Raw genomic sequence first — 21,295 nt, 5'->3', positions numbered from 1 at the left:
GGCTCTTTTACATCCGGTTTGATCCGAATCTTAGTGGCCGTTGTGCGAAGAAGAATCTTCTTCCGAGTTCGCGGCGTCTGCCGATGCCGTACCGTCCGTATCGTCAGCAGATGCGCTTCCGTGTTGGTGAAGCTCTGCACCGTCATGCATGTACTTGGTTACGATACGTTCGTAAATACCGTCTGGGAACGAAGAGTACAGTGTCGGCTCTTCTTTCTCGGTCGGTTTCGACATTTCCTCGTACGATTCGTCCGTGATTGTGTTTGGCGAGCTTTTCGCCTCTTGAATCCACTGTTCGTACTCGGCGTCGCTGGTTGCGTGAACGTCGAAAGTCATGTTTTCGAAGTGTTCACCCGTAAAGTTGGCCGCCGTACCGAAATACGTTCCCGGCTCGTCAGCTTGCAAATGCAGAGCCATGGACATCCCGGACATCGCATAAATCTGTCCGCCCAATTCCGGAATCCAGAACGAGTTCATCGGCGAATCCGCCGTTAACTCGAAGCGTACCGGACGGTCTTCCGGAATCGTGATCGTATTAACGGTCGCAATTCCTTCTTCCGGATACAGGAACAGCCATTTCCAGTTCAGCGATACGACCTGGATCGTAACTTCGTCCTTGTCCGATGCCAAAGCTTTGGCTGGCTCAAGCTCATGCGTATAACGCACGGTGATGATGGCGAGAACGATAATGATGACAATCGGAATTCCCCACCAGATCGTCTCCAGCAGGTTACTGTGTGCCCATTCCGGCTTATAATCGGCCTTCTTGTTGCTGGCCCGATAACGCCATACAATGATGAACGTAATAATCAACACCGGCACGATAATAATCGAGCATAGAATAACGGTGATAATCATCAGGTCCAACTGCTTGGCTGCGATCGGTCCTTTCGGGTCGAGAACCATATAGTCCGCGCATCCCGAGAGCAACAGCATCGTCATTACCAGAACGACGGCCGAGAAAGCTGCGCGAACGAGCGATCTTCGTTTTTTGCCCATGTGGATCCCCTCTCTTTGTTGAACGCTCAATAAAATCCGATAAGCATTTCACACATTAAAACGCAACTTTGATTCTACACTTAAAGATACCAGAAATGAACAGGTTTTTCGAAAAGTTTTGACTTTGTTAACAAAGATGTCAAACTATCTGCTTCTTTTCGTGATATTGAGCCTTGAAAAACCCTTGTTTCGACATAGTTACTTCCCTTCGATTAGCGGCTAATCTTCCACTCCCCTCTCACTTTATTTCAAATTTTAATTTTCTCTTCCTTTATATGCGCTCTAATAGCTTTTAACGTCTTCCTGTCCTTTCTTAAACATATTTATCTATTTAGTAGATTGTCTTGAATGAATTGCAGGTTTAAGTTCGTCTGAAACGCGCACGGTTTAAGAGGGTTTTCGATGGGCGTAACCTATCCTCTTAAGCGGTTATGGTACTCGTAGCTTGTCTCGCTTTAATCTGGGGTTTGCGCTTGCCTGAAACGTTCAGGACTCTAGTACGTTTTAAGCAAGTGTAATCTTTATCGGATACGCAACAGGTTAGCATTCGACGAAGTTAACGCTTTCTTCGACAATTTTGTGACATTTATCATAGTTGTGATTTTCAGTTCTACAAAAGTAACTCCAAACGGCTCTTTTGGAGCTTCGTTGGAGTTGTGATTTTGCACGTCTTCGGTTTTCGATATCAAAAAGCAATCAGCTGTCTACTTTGCCGTTGCTCCCTTCTTTACGCATCTGGGCTATTCCGACCGCACGACTCAAGCCGTAAATGATAATATTCCAAACGATAAATCCGATCCCTACCGTAACCGGGTAACTTTTGTCGCTAAAATTACCGAGGGCCGTAATAATCATAACGATCCCGATGATCATCAAAACGATAAAGATGATGGTTGAAACCAACATAAGACCTCTGGTGTTTTCGGTTTGTGATTCATTGTCTTTCCCCTCTTTAACTCTTTTTTAAAAGGGATCAAACCATTGCTGGATACTGTTGGGGGAAGGCTGGTGGAGAGAAACTCAAACACCCGACGCTCTAAAAAGAGGCCGGGTGTTTGAAAAATAAGGGGAACTTATTGGAACGGGGGCGCTGCTGTGCTAGTGCTTGCGTGTCATCCGCAAGCCGTTCGCACTGCGCGGCTTCACTATCCCTTGCGGGTCACACGCAAGCCGTTCGCGCTTCGCGGCTTCACTGTTCCTTGCGTGTTTCCATCCAACCGTTTTTCACCACGTTTTGGTACCAGTAGAAACTCTCTTTTGGCGTGCGTTTCAGGGAGCGGTAGTCCACGTGTACGAGGCCGAAGCGCATACGGTAGCCTTCTGCCCACTCGAAATTGTCCATCAACGACCAGGCCATGTAGCCTTTCAGGTTGATGCCGTCCTGGATGACGCGGTGAACCTGCGCGATGTGCTGCTGGAGGTAGGAGATACGGCGTGAGTCGTTCACTTTGCCGTTAACGATGTCGTCGTTAATGCAAGCGCCGTTTTCGGTGATATAGATGTCGATGTTGCCGTATTTTTGCAGGTAATGGATGACTTCGTACAGGCCTCTCGATTCCACCGGCCAGCCGATGTCGGTCTTGACCAGACCCATATCGACTTCTTCCATTTGCAGATAGCCGCCGTCCGGATTGAAACGGTTGACGCTCATCGCATAATAGTTGATTCCGATATGGTCGATCGGCTGCGCGATCGCTTCCATGTCGCCTTCGTGGATCGGAGGCACATGACCGGATTGCTCGAACCACGAGTAGAGCGATTGCGGATAGCTTCCTTTATAGATCGGATCAAGGAACCAGTCGGAGAAGACTTGAATATTGCGGTCGGCTGCGCCTTGGTCTGCTTCGTTTTTGGAATACGGAACCGCCCAAGCTACGTTCGGAGCGATGCCGATCTTGCCGTCTACGCCGATTTCGCGGAACTTGGATACCGATTTGCCATGCGCAACGAGCAGGTTGTGCGCAACGTCCAATCCGGCTTGCAGATCTTGCTTGCCCGGAGCATGTACGCCTATCACGTTGGACAGGAACGCGATGCACCAAGGCTCGTTGAACGTCAGCCAGTATCTGATTTTGCCGTTGAATTCGCGATACATGACTTCGGAGAACTTAACGAAAGCATCGATGCTGCGACGATTTTCCCAGCCGCCTACATCTTGAAGCGCCTGCGGCAGGTCCCAGTGATACAACGTGCAGAATGGCTCAATGCCGGCTTCCAGCAGCTTGTCGACAAAACGGTGATAGTAATCCAGACCTTCTTGGTTGATCTCGCCGTCACCGTCCGGAATGATACGGGACCAGGAGATCGAGAAGCGGTAGGTGTTGATGCCAAGTTCTTTCATCAGCTCGACATCTTCTTCGTAACGGTGGTAGCTGTCGCAAGCGACGTCGCCGTTGTCTCCGTTAAAGACCCGACCAGGCGTATGGGAGAACGTATCCCAGATGGACGGACCGCGTCCGCCTTCCCGTGCGGCTCCTTCGATTTGGTAGGCAGCTGTAGCTGTGCCCCATTTGAAGTCGTTCGGAAATTGAAAAATCGTCATGTTTGTTCCTCCATAGGCTTGTTAGGTTTTATTAAACCGTCGGCTGGAGGCTCCAAGAAAGTTTCGCTTCGGTCGCGTGTTGAAATCGGGAAGCAGGATTGGACAACGATGAAGCTTCCCGATTTCAAAGGCGAATATTTCATTCCTCCGCTGAAACTTTCCCGGAGCCTTAGGCCAGGTTAAATCAAAGCTCCCACAACCCGTAGGTTGTTGGGCAGGGTAAAAGATGCGACCTTTGTAGCTAAGGCCACAGACTGCACATTCAAAGCCATTGAAGCCGCGCTTGGCAGCGGCTCAATGGCAGAGCATACACGAAAAACGGAAAGTATTTTCTCTAAAAAGCTTTAATATCGTTAATCTTTGAATAATGCTACAACCTGAGCTTGGTGCTTAACTACGGCTTATTCAAAAGCAAGCGCGATGCTTTCGCCAGCCGCCAAACTCAGGGTGCGTGCGAATTGAGTGGATTCGCTTGAGGTGGAGACTACAGGCGAAGAACCTTCAAAGGCGCGATGCGTACGCAGGCGGATCGGGCCGGAGAAATCGGCGGTGATTTCGGCGGATTGGATTTGGCCGTTTTGCCACTTCAGGGAGACGGTGTAGCCGCCGCGGGCGCGAAGGCCGCGAACGGAGCCGTCGGGCCATGCTGAAGGCAGTGCCGGAAGGAGATGCAGTTCATCCAGATGACTCTGGAGCAGCAGTTCCGCGATGCCTGCCGTGCCACCGAAGTTGCCGTCGATCTGGAATGGCGGGTGATCGTCGAACAAGTTCGGATGCGTCGAACGTGCCAACAACGTATGCACGAAATGATGCGCGCTTTCGCCGTCGAGCAGACGGGCATACAAGTTGATCAACCATGCGCAGCTCCAGCCCGTGTGGCCGCCGCCATTGGCAATGCGGGCTGCAAGAGAAGCTTTTGCCGCTTCCAGCAGTTCCGGCGTCTGTTCGCTATTGATCGAGCGTCCCGGGTAAACGCCATACAGATGGGAGACGTGACGGTGACCTGGCTCGTGCTCTTTCAATTCAGCTCCCCATTCAAGTAAGCGACCGTCTGAGCCGACCTGAAGCGGCTGCAAGCGTTGCAGCGCAGAGCGGAACTCTGCCGCTTCGGCGCTATTTAAGCCCAAAATCCCTTCCGCTTCGATAACATGCTCCATAACGTCCCGAATCAATGTCAGATCCATTGCCGATCCGAATGCCGTACTGCAAGCTTCTCCGCTTTCCGTGACAAAACGATTCTCCGGCGAAGTCGACGGAGCCGTCGTCAGTTGGCCGTCGGGGCCTTCAACGAGCCAGTCCAACGCAAACAGCGCCGCTTCACGCAGAATCGGATAAGCTTCATTGCGCAAAAATGCCTGGTCTTTGGTAAACAAATAATGTTCCCACAGATGAGAGGTCAGCCACAAGCCGCCCATAGGCCAGAAAGCCCAACTGGCATCGCCGCCCGAAGGAGTGGACATCCGCCACAGGTCAACGTTGTGGTGTGCGGCCCAGCCGCGAGTTCCGTAATGAATTTTGGCTGTGCGCCGACCTGCCTGCGCCAACTCGCCGATCATTTTCAGCATCGGTTCGTGGCACTCGCCCAGGTTAACGCTCTCTGCCGGCCAATAGTTCATTTGCACATTGATGTTTGACGTATAGTTGCTGTTCCACGGCGGTTCGATCTGATGGTTCCAGATACCTTGCAAGTTGGCAGGCTGCGTTCCCGGACGCGAGCTTCCCATCAGCAGGTAGCGGCCGTAATGGAAATAGAGAGCTTCCAGCGCCGGATCAACCGCTCCTTGCTTGTACGCTTCAAGACGCTCGTCCGTTGGCAATTCTGCACGTTCGTTGCCGCCGAGATCCAGCTCTACGCGCCCGAACAACGCTGCATGATCGCGAATATGACGCTCACGCAAAGTTTTTTCATCCCATGTCGAAGCTGCTTTCAACCAGGCTTCGCACAACCGATCTGGACGACGGGAACCGCTTTCGGGAAGTTTGTCGTACGATTCAAAGTTAGTCGCCGCCGCGAGCAGCAACACCACCCGGTCCGCACGCCGAATCTCGATCCGCCCTTCGACAGCCCGAACCTCCCCGCCTTCGGCCTGCGTCTTCAACTGAGCTTCAAAACGCATGCCCAGACCTTCTTCGAACAGAATCGCCTCGGGATGATCGCGGAAGTAATTCGTCTCCACATGGCTCGGCGCCATGCCCTTGATCGCCAGACGACCGTCGGTATAGGAAGCTGTCTCATACGGCAGCAGGCTCTCCAGTGACACATCAACGTCGATCGAACCTGCTTGGTCTGCGCTCAACACGACAGCCAGCACCTGGTCCGGCTCGCTGATCCATACTTCGCGGGTAAAACGGACTCCGTCCGCCGTAAACGCCGTCGTCAGCACCCCGTTGGTCAGATCCAGCTCACGCTCGTAATCTGTCGCTTCCCCGCCGCCGATCCGGTCGATATACAAGTCGCCCAACGGCTGATACGCTTCCGTATTCCAGCCCAGCATACGCAGATTGATGATCTTCTCCGCTTCATCGTATTTTCCCGCAAAAATCAACTCACGCACCTGCTTCAAATAACGCTGCGCATCATAATTGACCTTATCCCGCGGAAATCCCGACCATAGCGTATCTTCGTTCAATTGCAACCGTTCCCGACGCTCGCCGCCGAACACCATCGCGCCCAGGCGTCCGTTCCCCGCAGGCAGCGCTTCTTCCCATCGCTGCGCAGGTTGTTTGTACCATAATTTATACGTTTGATTGCTTTTCATTCCGACTAACCCCCGTTTTCAGAAAACGTTTTAGGTAGATACCGGCCTTCTTCGCTGAAAATGCTTACACATCCGTTTTCAGTATAAGACAGCCGCCAAACACCGTCAATTCATTCCTTCAAATTCTCGTTATATTTTTCGACATCTTTTTTGAGTTTTTTAGGAGATTGCAAGTACGTGTATCGCGTTCGTTGCGAAGCCGGAATTCGTACTTATTGATTGAATCGTTGAAAACGGATAGAACAAACGGTTCATCTGTCCGATGCGCGGATTTGGACGGCATAACGAACCCGATTGTAAGCGAAAAGAAAGCTTCGAGCCTTTTTTTTCGAATGGCCTTTCTTTGACGAAAGTCGTTAAAATAAGTGCTCCTATACACTTATTTTGTCCGATTTACTTGCGAATTTTCAATTAGATGCGTATATACACTTATTTGAAGAAAAAAAGCGTAAAATCGATGATGTACGAGAAATTAAGTGCATATCCGCATCTATTCTTCTCAAATCGAAAAATGAGAGGAAATTAAATGTATATTCGCACTTATTATCGAAATCCCGGCCGAACCTTGTACTAGGCCGTGTACGCAAACTCAGGCGACGTGCATCTTTTACTGCCTTTTCGCCCTCTACTGCGTCACTTTTCCTTGACGTGCCCCGGCACGCCTGCGAAAAAGTTCCTTGCCGAGAACGAAAATTCAGCAAAATCTGCTTCCGGCGGAGTTTGCGTACGCGCCCTAATTCTTCTTTTCCGAACTTTTGAATGTGTCTTTTCGCTTATCCGTCTGTTCGTTGATCTTTTTCATCGTTCATCCGTCCCATCCGCCTCCTCATTTTCCTTTTTCTCTTCTCCATTTTCTTCTGCTTTCTCTTTCTCTTTCTCTTTCTCTTTCTCTTTTGCCCTTGTACTTTTTCTTTTATGTTTTTCCCCATCAAAAAAGGCGGAGCTTAACCCGCCTTTTTTGTGGGAATCTTCTATTCGCAAGAAGTCAGGCCAAGCGGAGGGAAAAATTCAGTGAAATATAGGTTTTCGAAGAAAACCTACGATAACACAGTTAGCGTGTTGGCCTTTGAGCGCGGAAAGCCGAAGGCTTTCTGCGCGAGACAGCGGATTGTGAAGCATTTCGAAGAAATGCACTTCGGAAGCTTATGCTTGTAATTTTTCCCGCAACGCCCTCCCGAGCTTCCCCGCGAACAGGACCTTCCCGGCAAAAACCGTGCCGGCTTTACTCCGCCGACTCGCCCCATGTCGAGACGGTGTCTTTGATCATCTGCGTATACAAAGCCTCCATCTCCGGAATGCCGTTGCCGTCCAGATCGGTTAGCATCTGGTCGTAGATGGCGTCGAATTGGTCTGTCGGCGCCACGATCGCGGCCGGAATCGCTTTGCGCACGATGTCCTGCGACTTTTGATACGGCACGGTGAAGTCCGACGTGCTTGGCGCAGGCAGATTGTACGCCGCTCCCCAAGGCTTGACCGGGAATTCGTCTTTATCCGGGAACAAGTCTTTCCAAGTAGTCGCGTCGTAAGCGGCAAGCGCTTTTTTCTCCGGTTCGCTGTAGCTGTTCGTGATCTGTTCCGGGTAATTCGTGGTGTAATAGTTGCCCGTCGCGTCTTTTACCCCGTCTCCGTAACGCACCGTAAACGGCGTATACAGCCCGATCCCGGTTTGTTTTTGGAACGCGGAGTTGTCGTTGATCTTCTGGTCGAGCACGTCCGCCGGGATCACGCGCTTGCCGTCTTCGACGTTGTACTGCTTGCCTTCGATGCCCCAGTTCACGAGCAGTTGGCCTTCGTCGGACGCCATCCAATCCAGGAACTTGATCGCGCGAATCTGTTTCTCTTCGCTCATGGACGTCGAGAACGAAAGGCCGTAGCCCGAAGCGTTGCCGATATCGACGAACGAATGGTCTTTATACTCTTCCGTCAAAGTAACCGGGAAATGACCGTATAGCTTGTCGTACTTGCCTGCCGCTTTCAGCGAGTTGGTCGCTTCTTGGAAATCCCAATTCTGATCAATTAGGCCAAGCACGCGTCCGCTGGAGATTTTGGCGAGATACTGGTCGTTTTTTTGCGTGAACGCTTCGGGATCGATCAGACCTTCGTTGTACATATGGTTCAGCCAACGGAAATATTCTTTTTCGGCCGGACGTTTGTAATGCAGCTGCGCTTCGTACGTTTCCGGATCGATATAAAATTCGCCGTCGTCGGGAGCGCCCGTCGCCAGAAAAGCCGGGTTGGTGACGGTGATCATGATTTTCCAATCGTCGGCGTTCAGCGTAAGCGGAATGGTCGGCTGCCCGTCGATCGTCGGGTGCTTGGCGTAATACTCTTTTAAAACCTTTTCGAAATCTTCGACGGTGCGAATCTCCGGGTAGCCCAGCTCTTCAAGAACGGCAAGCTGGACTTCAAAGCCACCTCCGGCTTCGAAAGCCGTGTTATCGACAGCCGTATTGGTCGGGATGGTATAGATGGAAGGATCGTCTTTGCTGTATTTGAGACGATTCATGTAAGGACCGTACAGTTTTTTGATATTCGGGGCGTACTGCTCGATCAAGTCGGTCAGGTCCACCAGCGCGCCGGCTTCCACCAGTTTGCTCGTTTCGCCTTTGGGATACAGAAGTTCGGGATACTCGCCGGAAGCGATCATCAGAGCGATTTTTTGTTGGTCGGTCCCGCTGACGGCAAATTCGCCTTCGATCGTAACGCCTGTTTTTTCTGTAATGACTTTGCCCGTCTCGTCCTGCATGCGCGCCCAGTTCGGACTTGCGTCGCCGCCGAAAAAGCTGAATGTGACCGGAGAAGTATCGTCGCTGCCCGAATCGGTCGTCGCCGGAGTCGTTTGAGCCGCTTGATCGGCATTGTTTGACGAAGTCCCTCCGCCCGTGCAACCTGCCGCCGCAACCGATACCGCCGTCAACAACATTGCCGCTTTCCACTTCTTCTTGCTTTCCATCTTATCCCACCCTTCCGAAAATGGCCTTGCCCCCTTAATAATTTAAGCGCTTACAAAAAAGGCTGAATTGACTTTGTTCGAGCTTATTATATCTTAATTCTCCAATTTTTAGAACGCTTACATTTCGATAAAACCAACTTTTTTTCGGATTAAAAAAGCCCTTATCCTGTTCGGAAAAGAGCTTGGATTTAAAAAGATTACGCTGTTTATTTTCCGGTTCCCCATGTCTCAACCGTATCTTTGACCACTTGCGTATACAGAGCTTCCATCTCCGGAATGCCGCTCCCCTCCAAATCCGTCAGCATCTGATCATAAATCGCATCAAATTGCTCCGGCGTTGCGACGATCGCGGCTGGAATAGCTTTACGGACGATATCCTGCGACTTTTGGAAAGGCACCGTGTAGTCAGGTCCGCCCGGTCCAGGCAGGTTGTACGCAGCTCCCCAGGCTTTAACCGGGAACTCGTCTTTGCCCGGGAATAGATCTTTCCATGTCGTTGCATCATAGGCGGCCAGCGCTTTCTTCATCGGCTCGCTGTAGTTCGCCGTAATTTGCTCCGGGTAGTTCGTCGTGTAATAGTTGTCCGTCTCATCTTTCACGCCGTCGCCGTAACGAACCGATACCGCGTTATACAAGCCGATACCGGACTCTTTGGTAAAAGCGGCGTTATCGTTCGTTTTGCGATCCTGCACGTCGGCCGGAATCACGCGCTTGCCGTCTTCGATCGTATAATGCTCGCCTTCGATCCCCCAGTTGTTGAGGATTTGCGCTTCATCGGAAGCCATCCAGTCGAGAAACTCAATCGCGCGGATCTGCTCTTCTTCGCTTAATGCCGTCGTTAGACTCACTCCCCAGCCGGAACCGTTACCGATATCGACGAAGGAATTGTCTTTGTACTGTTCAGTCAACGTAACCGGGAAATGGCCGTACGTACGCTCATGTTTGCCTGCGCTTTTCAAAGAGTTCTCGGCTTCTTGATAGTCCCAATTCTGATCGATCAGGCCGAGCACGCGACCGCTTGCGATCTTCGCCAAGTATTGATCATTTTTTTGCGTAAACGACTCTTTATCCAGCAGACCGGTGTTGTACATATGATTCAGCCAGCGGAAATATTCTTTCTCCTCGGGACGTTTGTAGTGCAGTTTGGCTTCATAGGTTTCCGGATCGATATAGAACTCTCCGTCGTCAGGCGCTCCGGTTGCCAAAAAGGCCGGGTTGGTGACGGTAATCATGATCTTCCAATCGTCGGCATTCAGCGTGAGCGGAATGGTCGGCTGGCCGTCGATCGTCGGGTTCTTTTTGTAATAGTCGCGCAGTACCTTCTCGTAATCTTGAACCGTACGAATTTCGGGATAGCCCAGTTCTTCCAAAACCGCAAGCTGCACTTCGAAACCGCCGCCTGCATCGAAAGGAGTATGATCGACGGTTGTGTTGGTAGGAATCGTATAGATAGACTGATCGTCTTTGCTATACTTCATCCGATTCATGTAAGGGCCGTAAATTTTCTTGATATTGGGCGCGTGCTTGTCGATTAGATCGGTAAGGTCGACCAACGCTCCGGCTTCGACCAATTTACTCGTTTCGCCTTTAGGAAAAATGATTTGCGGATATTCGCCGGAAGCGATCATAAGGGCCACTTTCTGCTGGTCGGTGCCGCTTACCGCAAACTCCGCAGTCAACGATACGCCCGTCTTCTCGGTAATGACTTTGCCAACCTTGTCCTGCATTGTATTCCAGTTTGGACTCGCGTCGCCGCCGAAAAAGGTAAACGTTACGGGTTCCGTGCTTGGCGCAGCCTCCGTCGTAGTTCCTGATTCGGTGTTCGCCGGTGTATTCGCAGGACTTGCCGTCTCGTTTCCGCCCCCGCATCCTGCTGCCACAACCAATGTGCTCGTCATCAGTAAAGCCGCCATTTTGTTATTTTTCGCCTTCATAAATTCTCATCCCCCTCTAGTAATATTTTTAAAACGCTTACATTTTAAATTTTAAAAAAATTGCTTCATTTATTAAAGTCTAGGCTCACAGTTAAGAATATAAGATGCGTTCATACTATTGTCAACGGATTACGGGCATATCGATACACGGTGAAAAAGAACTCTTCGCAGGATTCTTTTCCTTGTGAATTCAGCGCACGATCCCAATAAAAGCACAAAAAAAGAAGCCTTCATCCCCTGCGGGAGAAGACTCCTTTTTGTTAACTGCAATCTAACGATGTTACTTGGCGTTCCAAGCTTCTACCGTGTCTTTGATCAATTGCGTATACGTAGCTTCCATCTCCGGAATTCCGCTGCCTTCGAGTTCGGTCAGCATTTGATCGTAGATGCCGTCGAATTGGTCTGGCGTTGCAACGATTGCAGCCGGGATTGCTTTACGCACGATATCTTGCGATTTTTGGAAAGCGACCGTGTAATCCGAACCGCTTGGAGCCGGCAGATTGTACGCTGCGCCCCATGCTTTAACCGGGAATGCGTCTTTGTCCGGGAACAGGTCTTTCCAAGTTGTCGCGTCGTAAGCCGCCAAAGCTTTTTTCATCGGCTCGCTGTAGTTGGCCGTGATTTGCTCCGGATAGTTCGTCGTGTAGTAGTTGCCGGTCGAGTCTTTTACGCCGTCGCCGTAACGTACGGACAGCGGAGCGTACAGACCGATCCCTGTTTCTTTGGTGAAGGCCGCATTGTCGTTCGTTTTGCGGTCTTGCACGTCGGCCGGGATGGTGCGAATGCCGTTTTCGAGCGTGTATTGTTCGCCTTCGATTCCCCAGTTGTTAAGGATTTGGGCTTCGTCGGAAGCCATCCAGTCGAGGAACTGAATCGCGCGGATTTGCTCTTCTTCGCTCAGCGCCGTTGTCAGACCTACGCCGTAGCCGGAACCGTTGCCGATATCGACGAAGGAGTGGTCTTCATACTCTTCAGTCAATGTAACCGGGAAGTGGCCGTAAGTGCGCTCATGTTTGCCTGCGCCTTTGAGGGAGTTCTCGGCTTCTTGGTAATCCCAGTTTTGGTCGATCAGGCCGAGTACGCGACCGCTTGCGATCTTAGCCAGGTATTGGTCGTTCTTTTGCGTGAAGGATTCTTTGTCCAGCAGGCCGGTGTTGTACATATGGTTCAGCCAGCGGAAGTATTCTTTTTCTTCAGGACGTTTGTAGTGCAGTTTCGCTTCATAAGTTTCCGGATCGATATAGTATTCGCCGTCATCCGGTCCGCCTGTCGCGTATACGGCCGGGTTCGTCACGGTGATCATGATTTTCCAGTCATCCGCGTTCAGCGTCAACGGAATCGTAGGCTGGCCGTCGATCGTCGGGTTTTTCGCATAGTAGTCTTTAAGTGCTTTTTCGAAGTCTTCGACCGTACGGATTTCCGGATAGCCGAGCTCTTCCAGAACCGCGAGCTGCACTTCGAAACCGCCGCCTGCGTCGAACGAAGTCTGATCGACCATCGCATTCGTAGGAATGGTGTAGATCGAAGGATCGTCTTTGCTGAATTTCAAACGGTTCATGTACGGACCGTAGATTTTTTTGATGTTCGGTGCGTATTTGTCGATCAGGTCGGTCAAGTCTACCATAGCGCCCGCGTCAACCAGTTTGCTGGTCTCGCCTTTAGGGAAAATGATTTGCGGATACTCGCCGGAAGCGATCATCAACGCGATTTTTTGCTGGTCGGTGCCACTTACCGCAAATTCAGCCTGTAACGATACACCTGTTTTTTCTGTGATGACTTTACCTACTGCGTCCTGCATGCCGGTCCAGTTCGGGCTAGCATCGCCACCGAAGAACGAGAACGTTACCGGTTCTGTGCTTGGTGTTGTGTCTGTCGCTGCCGTTTCCTTCTTGGTACCTGTATCTGTGCTTGCAGGCGTCTTCGTTGCCGTATCGCCACCGCCGCCGCATCCTGCTGCTACAACCAGCGTGCTCGTCATGAGCAGAGCCGCCATTTTCTTTGTTTTCCCTTTCATAAATACATCCCCCTTTAGGACGAATTTTATATGCGTACAACGGGCGCTACCCGATTATACCGATGCCTGACCGATACATTTTTCTTATCACTTGTCATATAAAGCGTTTACATTATTAATAAATAATGAAGCTTCATTCTGCCTGCTTATCCAACCTGATTTATTAGTTACATAGATTGGTGTGAAGCGTTTTCGAATAAAGCTGAATAATTCCTTCATTTAATAATGTAAGTGCTTACAGTTAAGAATATAATACTCCGAAAACGTTTTGTCAACATAAATGTTTATTCTTGTTCAAAAAAGAAAAAGAACCCTGAAAAGGGTCCTTTTTCTTCAAATCTGATGCTGGATCAGGCTCTTGATTACTTGCCTGTACCCCACAGTTCAACTGTGTTTTTGATTTGTTGCGTGAAGAGTTTTTCCATCTCCAGGATGTCTGCGGAGTTCAGCTCTTCGATCATGCTGTCGTAAATGCCGTCGAATTGCGCCGCTGGAGCCAAAATGGCTTCCGGAATGCGTTTACGCACGATATCCTGCGACTTTTGGAAAGCTACCGTGTACGATGGGTCGTTAGGAGCTGGCAAGTTGTACGCTGCGCCCCAGTCGCTTGTACCCAGTTCGTCTGCCGGCGGGAACAGATCTTTCCAAGTGGTTGCGCCGTATTCTTTCAGTGCGTCTTTTTCAGGTTGCGTGTACGCGTTTTGGATTTGCTCAGGGAAGTTCGTTGTGTAGTAGTTGCCCGTTGCATCCTGTACGCCGTCGCCGTAGTGAGGAGACATTGTCGTGTACATTCCGATACCTGTTTCTTTGGTGAACGCTACATTGTCGTTTGTTTTGCGGTCTTGGATTTCTTGCGGAATTACGCGCTTGCCGTCTTCCACGTTGTAATGCTCGCCTTCGATGCCCCACTGTACCAGGACTTGACCTTCGTCAGATGCCAACCAGTCCAGGAATTTGATGGCGCGAATTTGCTCGGCTTCGCTCAGATTCGTCGTCAGACCGATTCCGTAGCCGCCCGGGAAGCCGACATCCATGAAGGAGTGGTCTTTGTATTCTTCGCTAAGGGTAACCGGGAAGTGACCGAAAATACGGTTTTGCGTTGTTGCATCGCTCGAACCTTTGAGTGCGTTCTCTGCTTCAGCATAGTCCCACTCTTGGTTGATTGTGCCCAGAACGCGTCCGCTGGAGATTTTCGCCAAGTATTGGTCGCTTTTTTGCGTGAAAGTTTCTTTATCAAGCAGACCTTCGTTGTACATTTTGTTCAACCAACGGAAGTATTCTTTTTCTTCCGGACGTTTGTAGTGCAGTTGGGATTCGTACGTTTCCGGGTTGATGTAGAATTCGCCGTTATCCGGCAGACCCGTAGCGAGGAACGCCGGGTTCGTTACGCCGATCATGATCTTCCAATCGTCGGCGTTCAGCGTCAATGGAATCGTAGGCTGTCCGTTGATTGTTGGATTCTTGGCATAATATTCCTTGATGGCTTTCTCGTAATCGTCAAGCGTGCGAATCTCCGGATAGCCCAGTTCTTTCAGGACTTCCAGTTGCAGTTCGAAGCCGCCGCCTGCATCAAACGAAGTTTGGCCTACGCCTGTGTAAGTCGGGATAATATAGATGGACTGATCGTCTTTGCTGTATTTCAGACGGTTCATGTCTTCAGCGTACATTTTTTTGATGTTCGGAGCGTATTTGTCGATCAGATCCGTCAGGTCGATCAGCGCGCCAGCGTCAACAAGCTTGCTCGTGTCGCCTTTCGGCATGATCAGATCCGGATACTCGCCCGAAGCGACCATCAGGGATACTTTTTGCGTGTCGCCGCCGATTGCGTATTCTGCTGCCAGCGTAACCCCTGTTTTTTCTGTAATTGCCGCGCCTACTGCATCCTTCATGCCTACCCAGTTACTGTTCGAATCTGCGCTGAACAAGCTGAATTCGATAGGACCGGATTCGACATCCGCCGCTGCGGAATCGCTGTCGCTGCTCGAACCGCCGCCACATGCTGTCAGACCTACGATAGATGCCAGTGCAACCGGCGCTATCCATTTTACCTTTTTGCTTACCACTTTAAAAAACCTCCCTTTTCAATCACCCTGAAAATATTCTTTTTCTGTATATGGATCACTTCATCGAAATTCTCAACATACGCTTCCAGCGAATTTCGCAAAGCGCCCTTTGTATATCGGGAGGCCGAAGCCTCCCGTAAATACCTGAGGAACAACTTGCATGACTGGCTAACTTACGATTTTACCGCACCCAGCGTCATACCGCTAACGAAGTATCTTTGCAGGAACGGATAGACGATCAGGATCGGTACAGTAACGACGATGGTGATCGCCATTTTGATCGACTCCGGCGAAATTTGTGTCATCTTGGATGCCATGTCGTTTGCGTTGACCATTTGACCGCTACCGCCCTGTTGGGTACTTTGCAGCACCTTCATCAGTTCGAATTGTAGCGTGGTCAGCTCCGGATGGCTACCGTTGTAGAGATACGTATCAAACCAGGAGTTCCATTGTCCAACGGCCAGGAACAAGGCGATCGTCGCCAGAACCGGCTTACACAGCGGCAAGATGATTCGGAAGAAGATGGTCAGATCGTTGGCTCCGTCCAGCTTCGCCGATTCTTGCAGCGCATATGGCAGGCCGTCCATGAAGGACCGGATGACGATAACGTTGAAGGCACTGACGATACCCGGCAGGATGTAGACCCAGAACGAGCCAAGCAGGCCCAGGTCGCGGAACAGGATGTAGACCGGAATCATACCGCCGCTGACATACATCGTGACAACCAGGAAAGTCGAAGTGAACTTACGAGCCTGGAAATCGGGACGGCTGAGCGTGTAGGCCAACATCGAAGCACTGGCAAGGCCGAAGATGGTACCGACGACCGTACGGATGATCGAGTTCCACAGACCGCGGATCAGTCCGTCGTATTGGAAAATTTGTTGATAGTTATCAAAAGTGAAAGCGCGCGGAATGATCGTGATGCCGCCTCTGACCGTATCGGATGACTCGTTGAGCGAGATCGCCAATACGTTGAGGAACGGATACAGCGTGACGATCAGAACCAGCGACATCAGAACGATATTGACGACGTCGAATACTTTATCGCCGCGTGTTGCGTTGAATGCTTTAGGCGCTGCCATGACTGTTCCCCCCTTACATGATGCTTTCTTTGGATACTTTTTTGAAGATGCCGTTTACCGTGAACAGCAGGATTACGCTGACAACGGAGTTGAAGATACTGATTGCGGTACCGTACGAGAAGCGTCCCATTTGGAGCCCGTACTGTAACGCGTACAGCTCAAGCACCTGCGAGTATTCCAGCACCAGGTTGTTGCCGAGAAGGAACTGTTTCTCGAAGCCGATCTGCAACAGGTGACCGATCTGCATGATGAACAATACGGAGATCGTCGTCCGGATGCCCGGAAGCGTGATATGCCACATCTGTCTGTAACGGCTTGCTCCGTCGACGCGGGAAGCTTCGTACAGCTCAGGGTCAATACCCGTGATAGCGGCCAGATAAATGATTGTATTCCAGCCCATTTCTTTCCAAACATCGGAAGCGGTTACAATGTACCAGAACCATTCGCCCTTGGCCATAAACTGGATAGGCTCGTTAATGATATGAAGACCGACCAGTAAATCGTTGATTGCGCCGCCCTGTGTCGAAAGCATTTTCGTAACAAGACCTGCTACAACGACCCAAGATACAAAGTGGGGCAGGTAAGATACCGTTTGCACGAAACGTTTGAACATCATACCGCGAAGTTCATTCAGCAGGATAGCGAAGATAATTGGGATTACGAAGCCTACAACCAGGCCCATAACGCTCATCGCCAGTGTATTTCGAAGTGCAAGATAGAAGCGATCATCGGAGAACAATTCGACGAAATGCTCGAATCCGACCCATTTTTGTTCGAAGAATCCTTTGGCCGGTTTGAAGTCCTGGAAGGCCATTGTCCATCCCCATAAAGGCAGATAACTGAAGATGAATGCCCAGATTACGAAAGGCAATGACATTAAATACAGGTACCTTTGCTGAAGAGCCGTTCGCCAGAAGCCTTGTGTTTTAAAGCGCTTACCAGCGAGTGGGTCCTTAGCAGGAGTACCCGGGTTGTTGTTGGAATTACCGCCTGGTGTGAGCGTTCCCATTTCTATAACCCCTCCTGATTTCCTTTATGTTTTTATGATAAGCGTTTTCTTTGAAAGCGCATACCCTACGAATTTTAGACAAAATCATGCGAAAATTAGACATGAAAAACGCATCCCCCCAAAATTCGCAAAAAAACAGGGTGAAAATCAGAGATTAAGCTCTGATTGTTCACCCGGCTAGGCTGAAAATCAGAGATTAAGCTCTGATTGTTCACCCGGCTAGGCTGAAAATCAGAGATTAGGCTCTGATTGTTCACCCGGCTAGGCTGAAAATCAGAGATTAAGCTCTGATTGTTCACCCGGCTAGGCTGAAAATCGGAGATTCATCTTCTGATCATGCACCCTGTTACCTGAAATTTAGAGATTGCCGTTTAATTTTTGCTCGTTTTTTTTCGAAATTTGTCAGATCGGATCGAAGCCCGCTCTAATCCCAATTGGATCAGGACTCGCCACCTTGCTGCTCTCCATGAGCCTCATTGCGGTACGCCGAAGGCGAGGTCCCTACATATTTACGGAATTTCGAGTGGAAATAATCCGCGTTCGAGTAGCCGACGCGTGCCGCCACCTGATGCACTTTCAAGCCTTGCGCCAACAATTCTTTCGCTTTTTCGACCCTGACTTTATCGACAAAAGCGTTAAAATACTCGCCCGTATAGTTTTTGAACAGCTTGCCCAGGTATCCACTGTTATAGCCGAACATCTCTGCCAACAGCTCCAGCTTCAGATTTTCGCTGTAGTTACGCCGGATAAAGTCAATCATCTGCTTCAGCACCGTATCCTTGTTCGCGCCGCCAAAACGATCGATCAGCTCGCCGAAACGGGTATGCACCTGCTGTTTGAGCGCTCCGTAACTCTGCGCCTGGTTGACGTCCGACAGCAGCAGGCTGTGATAGTTCTGAGCCAGTTCCGCCGCCGAGGAGCTTCCCGAGGATAGTTTTCCCATAGCTAGCGACAGTGTTCGAGAATATTCGCCTCGTACGGCCGCCTCGTCCATTCTGCGGCTTACCGCTTCTTGTTCCAGTTCAGTCAGTACCTTTTCCACGGCATCGCGGCTTCGAATATCCAGCGCATAGTAGAGCTTGTCTCCGAGCTGCGGGCCATCTTCTGATTCCAAAGTCAGTTCGTCCACATTCTCGGTTGCGAACAGCGCCTGGTAGGCAGCCGGATCGATGACCGAACCATTTTCGAAAAAGAAACGGGCGTGCAGCAAATGTTCGGCTTCCCGGAAAGAGGCTGAAATCTCAAGCAGATGATCGACAGCCGGTCCGCAGGAAGCGTGGAACTCAAGCCCCCCTGCCGCTTCCGCCAATTGATTACGCAGCTTGTCCCCGCACTCCGCGTGATTCTGACGTACCAGCAGCAGTCCGATATGCGAACCCGCCGAGAACAGGATATCGCCGTTTTTTTCTTCGAAAGCTTCTTTTAGACGCTGACGGAATACCGCATGTTGGCGCGACTCCGTCTCGGCACCTCCATGCGCATCAAGCAGCACGATCCGGTAGGCCGGAGCCGATAGTCCCAACGCGTTCACCAGCTTTTCCCGATGCTCGCCATCCTGCGGATCGTCCTCGAACAGCAGCTCTTCAACGAGTTGAGCCTTCGGAAGCGCCGCTTCCTGCTCGATACGGGCACTGCGGGCTTCCTTTTCCCGTTGCAGCAGCTCGTGTACCCGGCGCAGCTCGTCAAGCAGCTCCGCTTCGTCAACCGGCTTCAGCAGATATCCGCTGACGCCGCTGACGATGGCTCTTTTCGCATAATCAAATTCCGCATAGCCGCTCAGAATAAGGAAGTGCGCGGTCGAATTTTCTTTCCGTACGCGCTCGATCAGGTCAAGGCCCGTCATCCCCGGCATCCGAATATCGACGATCGTTAGATCCGGCGCGATTTGACCGAACTTTTCAAGTCCTTCTTTGCCGTTGGATGCAGTATCGATGATCTCGAATCCTTCCGATTCCCAATCGACGATCGTACGCAGTCCCTCCCGAATCATCGGCTCGTCGTCCACTATCAGCACTTTATACATCATTCGTCCCTCCCGGCGGGTATCTTGAAATAAATTTGTGTTCCTTTGCCCAATTCGCTCGAAATGCGCAATCCGCACTCTTCCCCATAGGTCATAACCAGCCGCTGATGCACATTGCGAAGCCCGATACGACTCTCTTCGCTCTCTTCCTTTTCACGGATCGATTCCTCGACCTGCCGGAGCCGCTCAGGGGTCATCCCCGCTCCGTTATCCGCCACGTCGATCAGCACTTCTTCGCCTACCCTGACCGCGTGAAGAATGACGGCGCCTTCGGTTTCCTTGTTTTCCAAGCCATGGACGATAGCGTTTTCGACCAATGGTTGTACGATAAGCGGCGGCAGCATCACATCAAGCGTATCTTCCCCCGCAGATAGCTCGTAATGCAGACGGTCGCCGTGACGGAATTTCTGGATATCCAGATAAGAGCGAACCATATCCAACTCGTTTTTGAGCGAGGTATGGCGGTTGCCCAGCTCCAGATTCCGGCGGATCAGCTTACCCAACAGTTGAACGGCTCGCGCAATATCTTTTTCCCCCTGAATATGAGCACGCATCCGTATCGATTCCAACGCGTTAAAAAGGAAATGCGGATTGATCTGGCTGGCGAGCATTTTGAGCTTGATCTCTCGCTGCATCACTTCCAGACGGTTGTTCGCTTCGCTCGCTTCATAGACCTGATTCATCAGTTCCTTGATATTGACGACCATATAATTGAATTGCTCCGACAGTTGGCCGATCTCGTCATGGCCGTCAATGCGGGAGACCGTATCCAGATCGCCTTCCGCGACCCGATTGAGATTGCGGTTCAACTTGTTCAGGCGGGAGCTGATCAGACGGGAATTGAAATACACGGCGAGCAGCGCCATTAATAGAATAAAGACGATCAACCCAGCCCCGATCAGACCGATCCGGTTCGCGTCATGCACGATGCTGGCCGCCGAGAACGCCGAGATAATGGTCAGTCCGCTTTTGCTCGAATCGGGAATCAGCGTATTGATCGAGACCTGGTAATCCACGCCGTCGATCGCGCGCTCGAACGTCTGCTCCCGCTCGGTATCGCCGACGGTGACTTGAAAGCCCATGTCGCGCAGCGTTTTTCCGATCGACGAACGATCTTTGGCTGCTACGATGTATCCGTCTTTGTCGGCAACCATCGTATCGAACGGCTCCTGGCTGAGCAGTTGGTTCAGATAGTCGGTATCCACCTGGATAACAAGCACGCTGCGTTTGCCCGTATTGGGGAAAAAGATTTGCCGAACCAGACTCAACTGTTTCGTCGCCGCCTGGCTCGGATCGTTCATATCGTCGATATACATCCAATAAATCGTCCGTTCCTTCATCGCCTGCTCGTACCAGTTCGTGGCGCGGACTTCGCTGTCGGCGTTCATGAATTGCAGGTTATCGAGCAAGGTAGGGTTGTCCGTGAACAATTGGATGCTTTTGATTTCGCTGTAGGCCCGTACGTAATCGGTAAAATCGGTATAGTTGCGGTACGCGTTGACCAGTTCGATCGGGTTGCTTTCGGAATAGATCGTGGTCGCCACGCGCTCCATGTCCCGGTCCAATAAAAGCTGGTTGGATACGCTGATCGGCACGTTAAGCTGGTTCTCGATCTGCGTCTTGATCCGCTGCACGTTGTTCTCGGTCTGCTCGGTCGCCTTCTCCAGCGCGTCTTGCCTGAAATACTGGATCACGATAAGACCTACGATCAATACCGGGATCATGACAACGATTACATAAAAAAAGATCAACTTGTTGCGTATTTTCATGTCGTTCAACCATCTGACAAACGGTTTCGTCAACCTTCTCATCACACGCTTCATCCTCCGTACATCAGGCGATTCTTAACGCTTTTCGCCTTACCGGTCGCTTTGCGACCCTTCCCCATCATAACACAGAACGCTATGGCTGTTCATC

Annotated in this window: 13 protein-coding genes; all 13 read right to left on the bottom strand. The window is 50.8% G+C overall.

Annotation, left to right across the window (positions count from 1 at the left end; translation table 11 throughout):
- Positions 1–30 precede the first annotated feature (30 nt).
- The 13 genes from cyoA to WKI47_RS19075 all read right to left on the bottom strand — a co-directional run bounded on the left by cyoA (position 31) and on the right by WKI47_RS19075 (position 21,189).
- Positions 31–999 (bottom strand): ubiquinol oxidase subunit II, encoded by a 969-nt coding sequence (gene cyoA, locus WKI47_RS19135; protein WP_340228772.1) that lies wholly within the window; start codon positions 997–999, stop codon positions 31–33.
- A 696-nt stretch (positions 1,000–1,695) separates the two neighbouring features.
- The gene (locus tag WKI47_RS19130; protein ID WP_340228771.1) at positions 1,696–1,905 is read right to left on the bottom strand and encodes a hypothetical protein; all 210 of its coding nucleotides are present in this window, start codon (positions 1,903–1,905) and stop codon (positions 1,696–1,698) included.
- Positions 1,906–2,188: 283 nt separating this feature from the next.
- Complete coding sequence (locus WKI47_RS19125; RefSeq protein ID WP_340228770.1) at positions 2,189–3,541, bottom strand: GH1 family beta-glucosidase; 1,353 nt, start codon at positions 3,539–3,541, stop codon at positions 2,189–2,191.
- A 401-nt stretch (positions 3,542–3,942) separates the two neighbouring features.
- A complete protein-coding gene (locus WKI47_RS19120) occupies positions 3,943–6,300 on the bottom strand; it encodes a glycoside hydrolase family 95 protein (RefSeq protein WP_340228769.1) in 2,358 nt (785 codons plus the stop codon).
- A gap of 798 nt (positions 6,301–7,098) precedes the next feature.
- Positions 7,099–7,281 (bottom strand): hypothetical protein, encoded by a 183-nt coding sequence (locus WKI47_RS19115; protein WP_340228768.1) that lies wholly within the window; start codon positions 7,279–7,281, stop codon positions 7,099–7,101.
- Positions 7,282–7,522: 241 nt separating this feature from the next.
- Positions 7,523–9,253 (bottom strand): ABC transporter substrate-binding protein, encoded by a 1,731-nt coding sequence (locus WKI47_RS19110; RefSeq protein ID WP_340228767.1) that lies wholly within the window; start codon positions 9,251–9,253, stop codon positions 7,523–7,525.
- A 206-nt stretch (positions 9,254–9,459) separates the two neighbouring features.
- Positions 9,460–11,187: an ABC transporter substrate-binding protein gene (locus tag WKI47_RS19105; protein WP_340228766.1), complete on the bottom strand. Its 1,728-nt coding sequence runs from the start codon at positions 11,185–11,187 to the stop codon at positions 9,460–9,462.
- 280 nt (positions 11,188–11,467) lie between these two features.
- Complete coding sequence (locus tag WKI47_RS19100; protein ID WP_340228765.1) at positions 11,468–13,201, bottom strand: ABC transporter substrate-binding protein; 1,734 nt, start codon at positions 13,199–13,201, stop codon at positions 11,468–11,470.
- Positions 13,202–13,563: 362 nt separating this feature from the next.
- A complete protein-coding gene (locus WKI47_RS19095) occupies positions 13,564–15,264 on the bottom strand; it encodes an ABC transporter substrate-binding protein (RefSeq protein ID WP_425355488.1) in 1,701 nt (566 codons plus the stop codon).
- A gap of 173 nt (positions 15,265–15,437) precedes the next feature.
- Positions 15,438–16,346 (bottom strand): carbohydrate ABC transporter permease, encoded by a 909-nt coding sequence (locus tag WKI47_RS19090; protein WP_340228764.1) that lies wholly within the window; start codon positions 16,344–16,346, stop codon positions 15,438–15,440.
- Positions 16,347–16,359: 13 nt separating this feature from the next.
- Positions 16,360–17,355, bottom strand: coding sequence for a sugar ABC transporter permease (locus WKI47_RS19085; RefSeq protein WP_340228763.1), 996 nt, complete (start codon positions 17,353–17,355; stop codon positions 16,360–16,362).
- Between the two features lie 439 nt (positions 17,356–17,794).
- Positions 17,795–19,381: a response regulator transcription factor gene (locus WKI47_RS19080; protein WP_340228762.1), complete on the bottom strand. Its 1,587-nt coding sequence runs from the start codon at positions 19,379–19,381 to the stop codon at positions 17,795–17,797.
- Positions 19,378–21,189, bottom strand: a complete 1,812-nt coding sequence (locus WKI47_RS19075) for a sensor histidine kinase (protein WP_340228761.1) — start codon at positions 21,187–21,189, stop codon at positions 19,378–19,380. The genes WKI47_RS19080 and WKI47_RS19075 overlap by 4 nt, the downstream gene beginning before the upstream one ends.
- Positions 21,190–21,295: the final 106 nt, after the last annotated feature.

Source organism: Saccharibacillus sacchari (genome assembly GCF_037722395.1).
Classification (GTDB): Bacteria; Bacillota; Bacilli; order Paenibacillales; family Paenibacillaceae; genus Saccharibacillus; species Saccharibacillus sacchari_A.
This window is presented reverse-complemented; position numbering and strand designations above follow the sequence as displayed.

Coding starts and splice junctions, on each gene's coding strand:
- cyoA (WP_340228772.1), bottom strand. CDS start 999: ATGGGCAAAAAACGAAGATCGCTCGTTCGCGCAGCTTTCTCGGCCGTC.
- WKI47_RS19130 (WP_340228771.1), bottom strand. CDS start 1,905: ATGTTGGTTTCAACCATCATCTTTATCGTTTTGATGATCATCGGGATC.
- WKI47_RS19125 (WP_340228770.1), bottom strand. CDS start 3,541: ATGACGATTTTTCAATTTCCGAACGACTTCAAATGGGGCACAGCTACA.
- WKI47_RS19120 (WP_340228769.1), bottom strand. CDS start 6,300: ATGAAAAGCAATCAAACGTATAAATTATGGTACAAACAACCTGCGCAG.
- WKI47_RS19110 (WP_340228767.1), bottom strand. CDS start 9,253: ATGGAAAGCAAGAAGAAGTGGAAAGCGGCAATGTTGTTGACGGCGGTA.
- WKI47_RS19105 (WP_340228766.1), bottom strand. CDS start 11,187: ATGAAGGCGAAAAATAACAAAATGGCGGCTTTACTGATGACGAGCACA.
- WKI47_RS19100 (WP_340228765.1), bottom strand. CDS start 13,201: ATGAAAGGGAAAACAAAGAAAATGGCGGCTCTGCTCATGACGAGCACG.
- WKI47_RS19090 (WP_340228764.1), bottom strand. CDS start 16,346: ATGGCAGCGCCTAAAGCATTCAACGCAACACGCGGCGATAAAGTATTC.
- WKI47_RS19085 (WP_340228763.1), bottom strand. CDS start 17,355: ATGGGAACGCTCACACCAGGCGGTAATTCCAACAACAACCCGGGTACT.
- WKI47_RS19080 (WP_340228762.1), bottom strand. CDS start 19,381: ATGATGTATAAAGTGCTGATAGTGGACGACGAGCCGATGATTCGGGAG.
- WKI47_RS19075 (WP_340228761.1), bottom strand. CDS start 21,189: ATGAGAAGGTTGACGAAACCGTTTGTCAGATGGTTGAACGACATGAAA.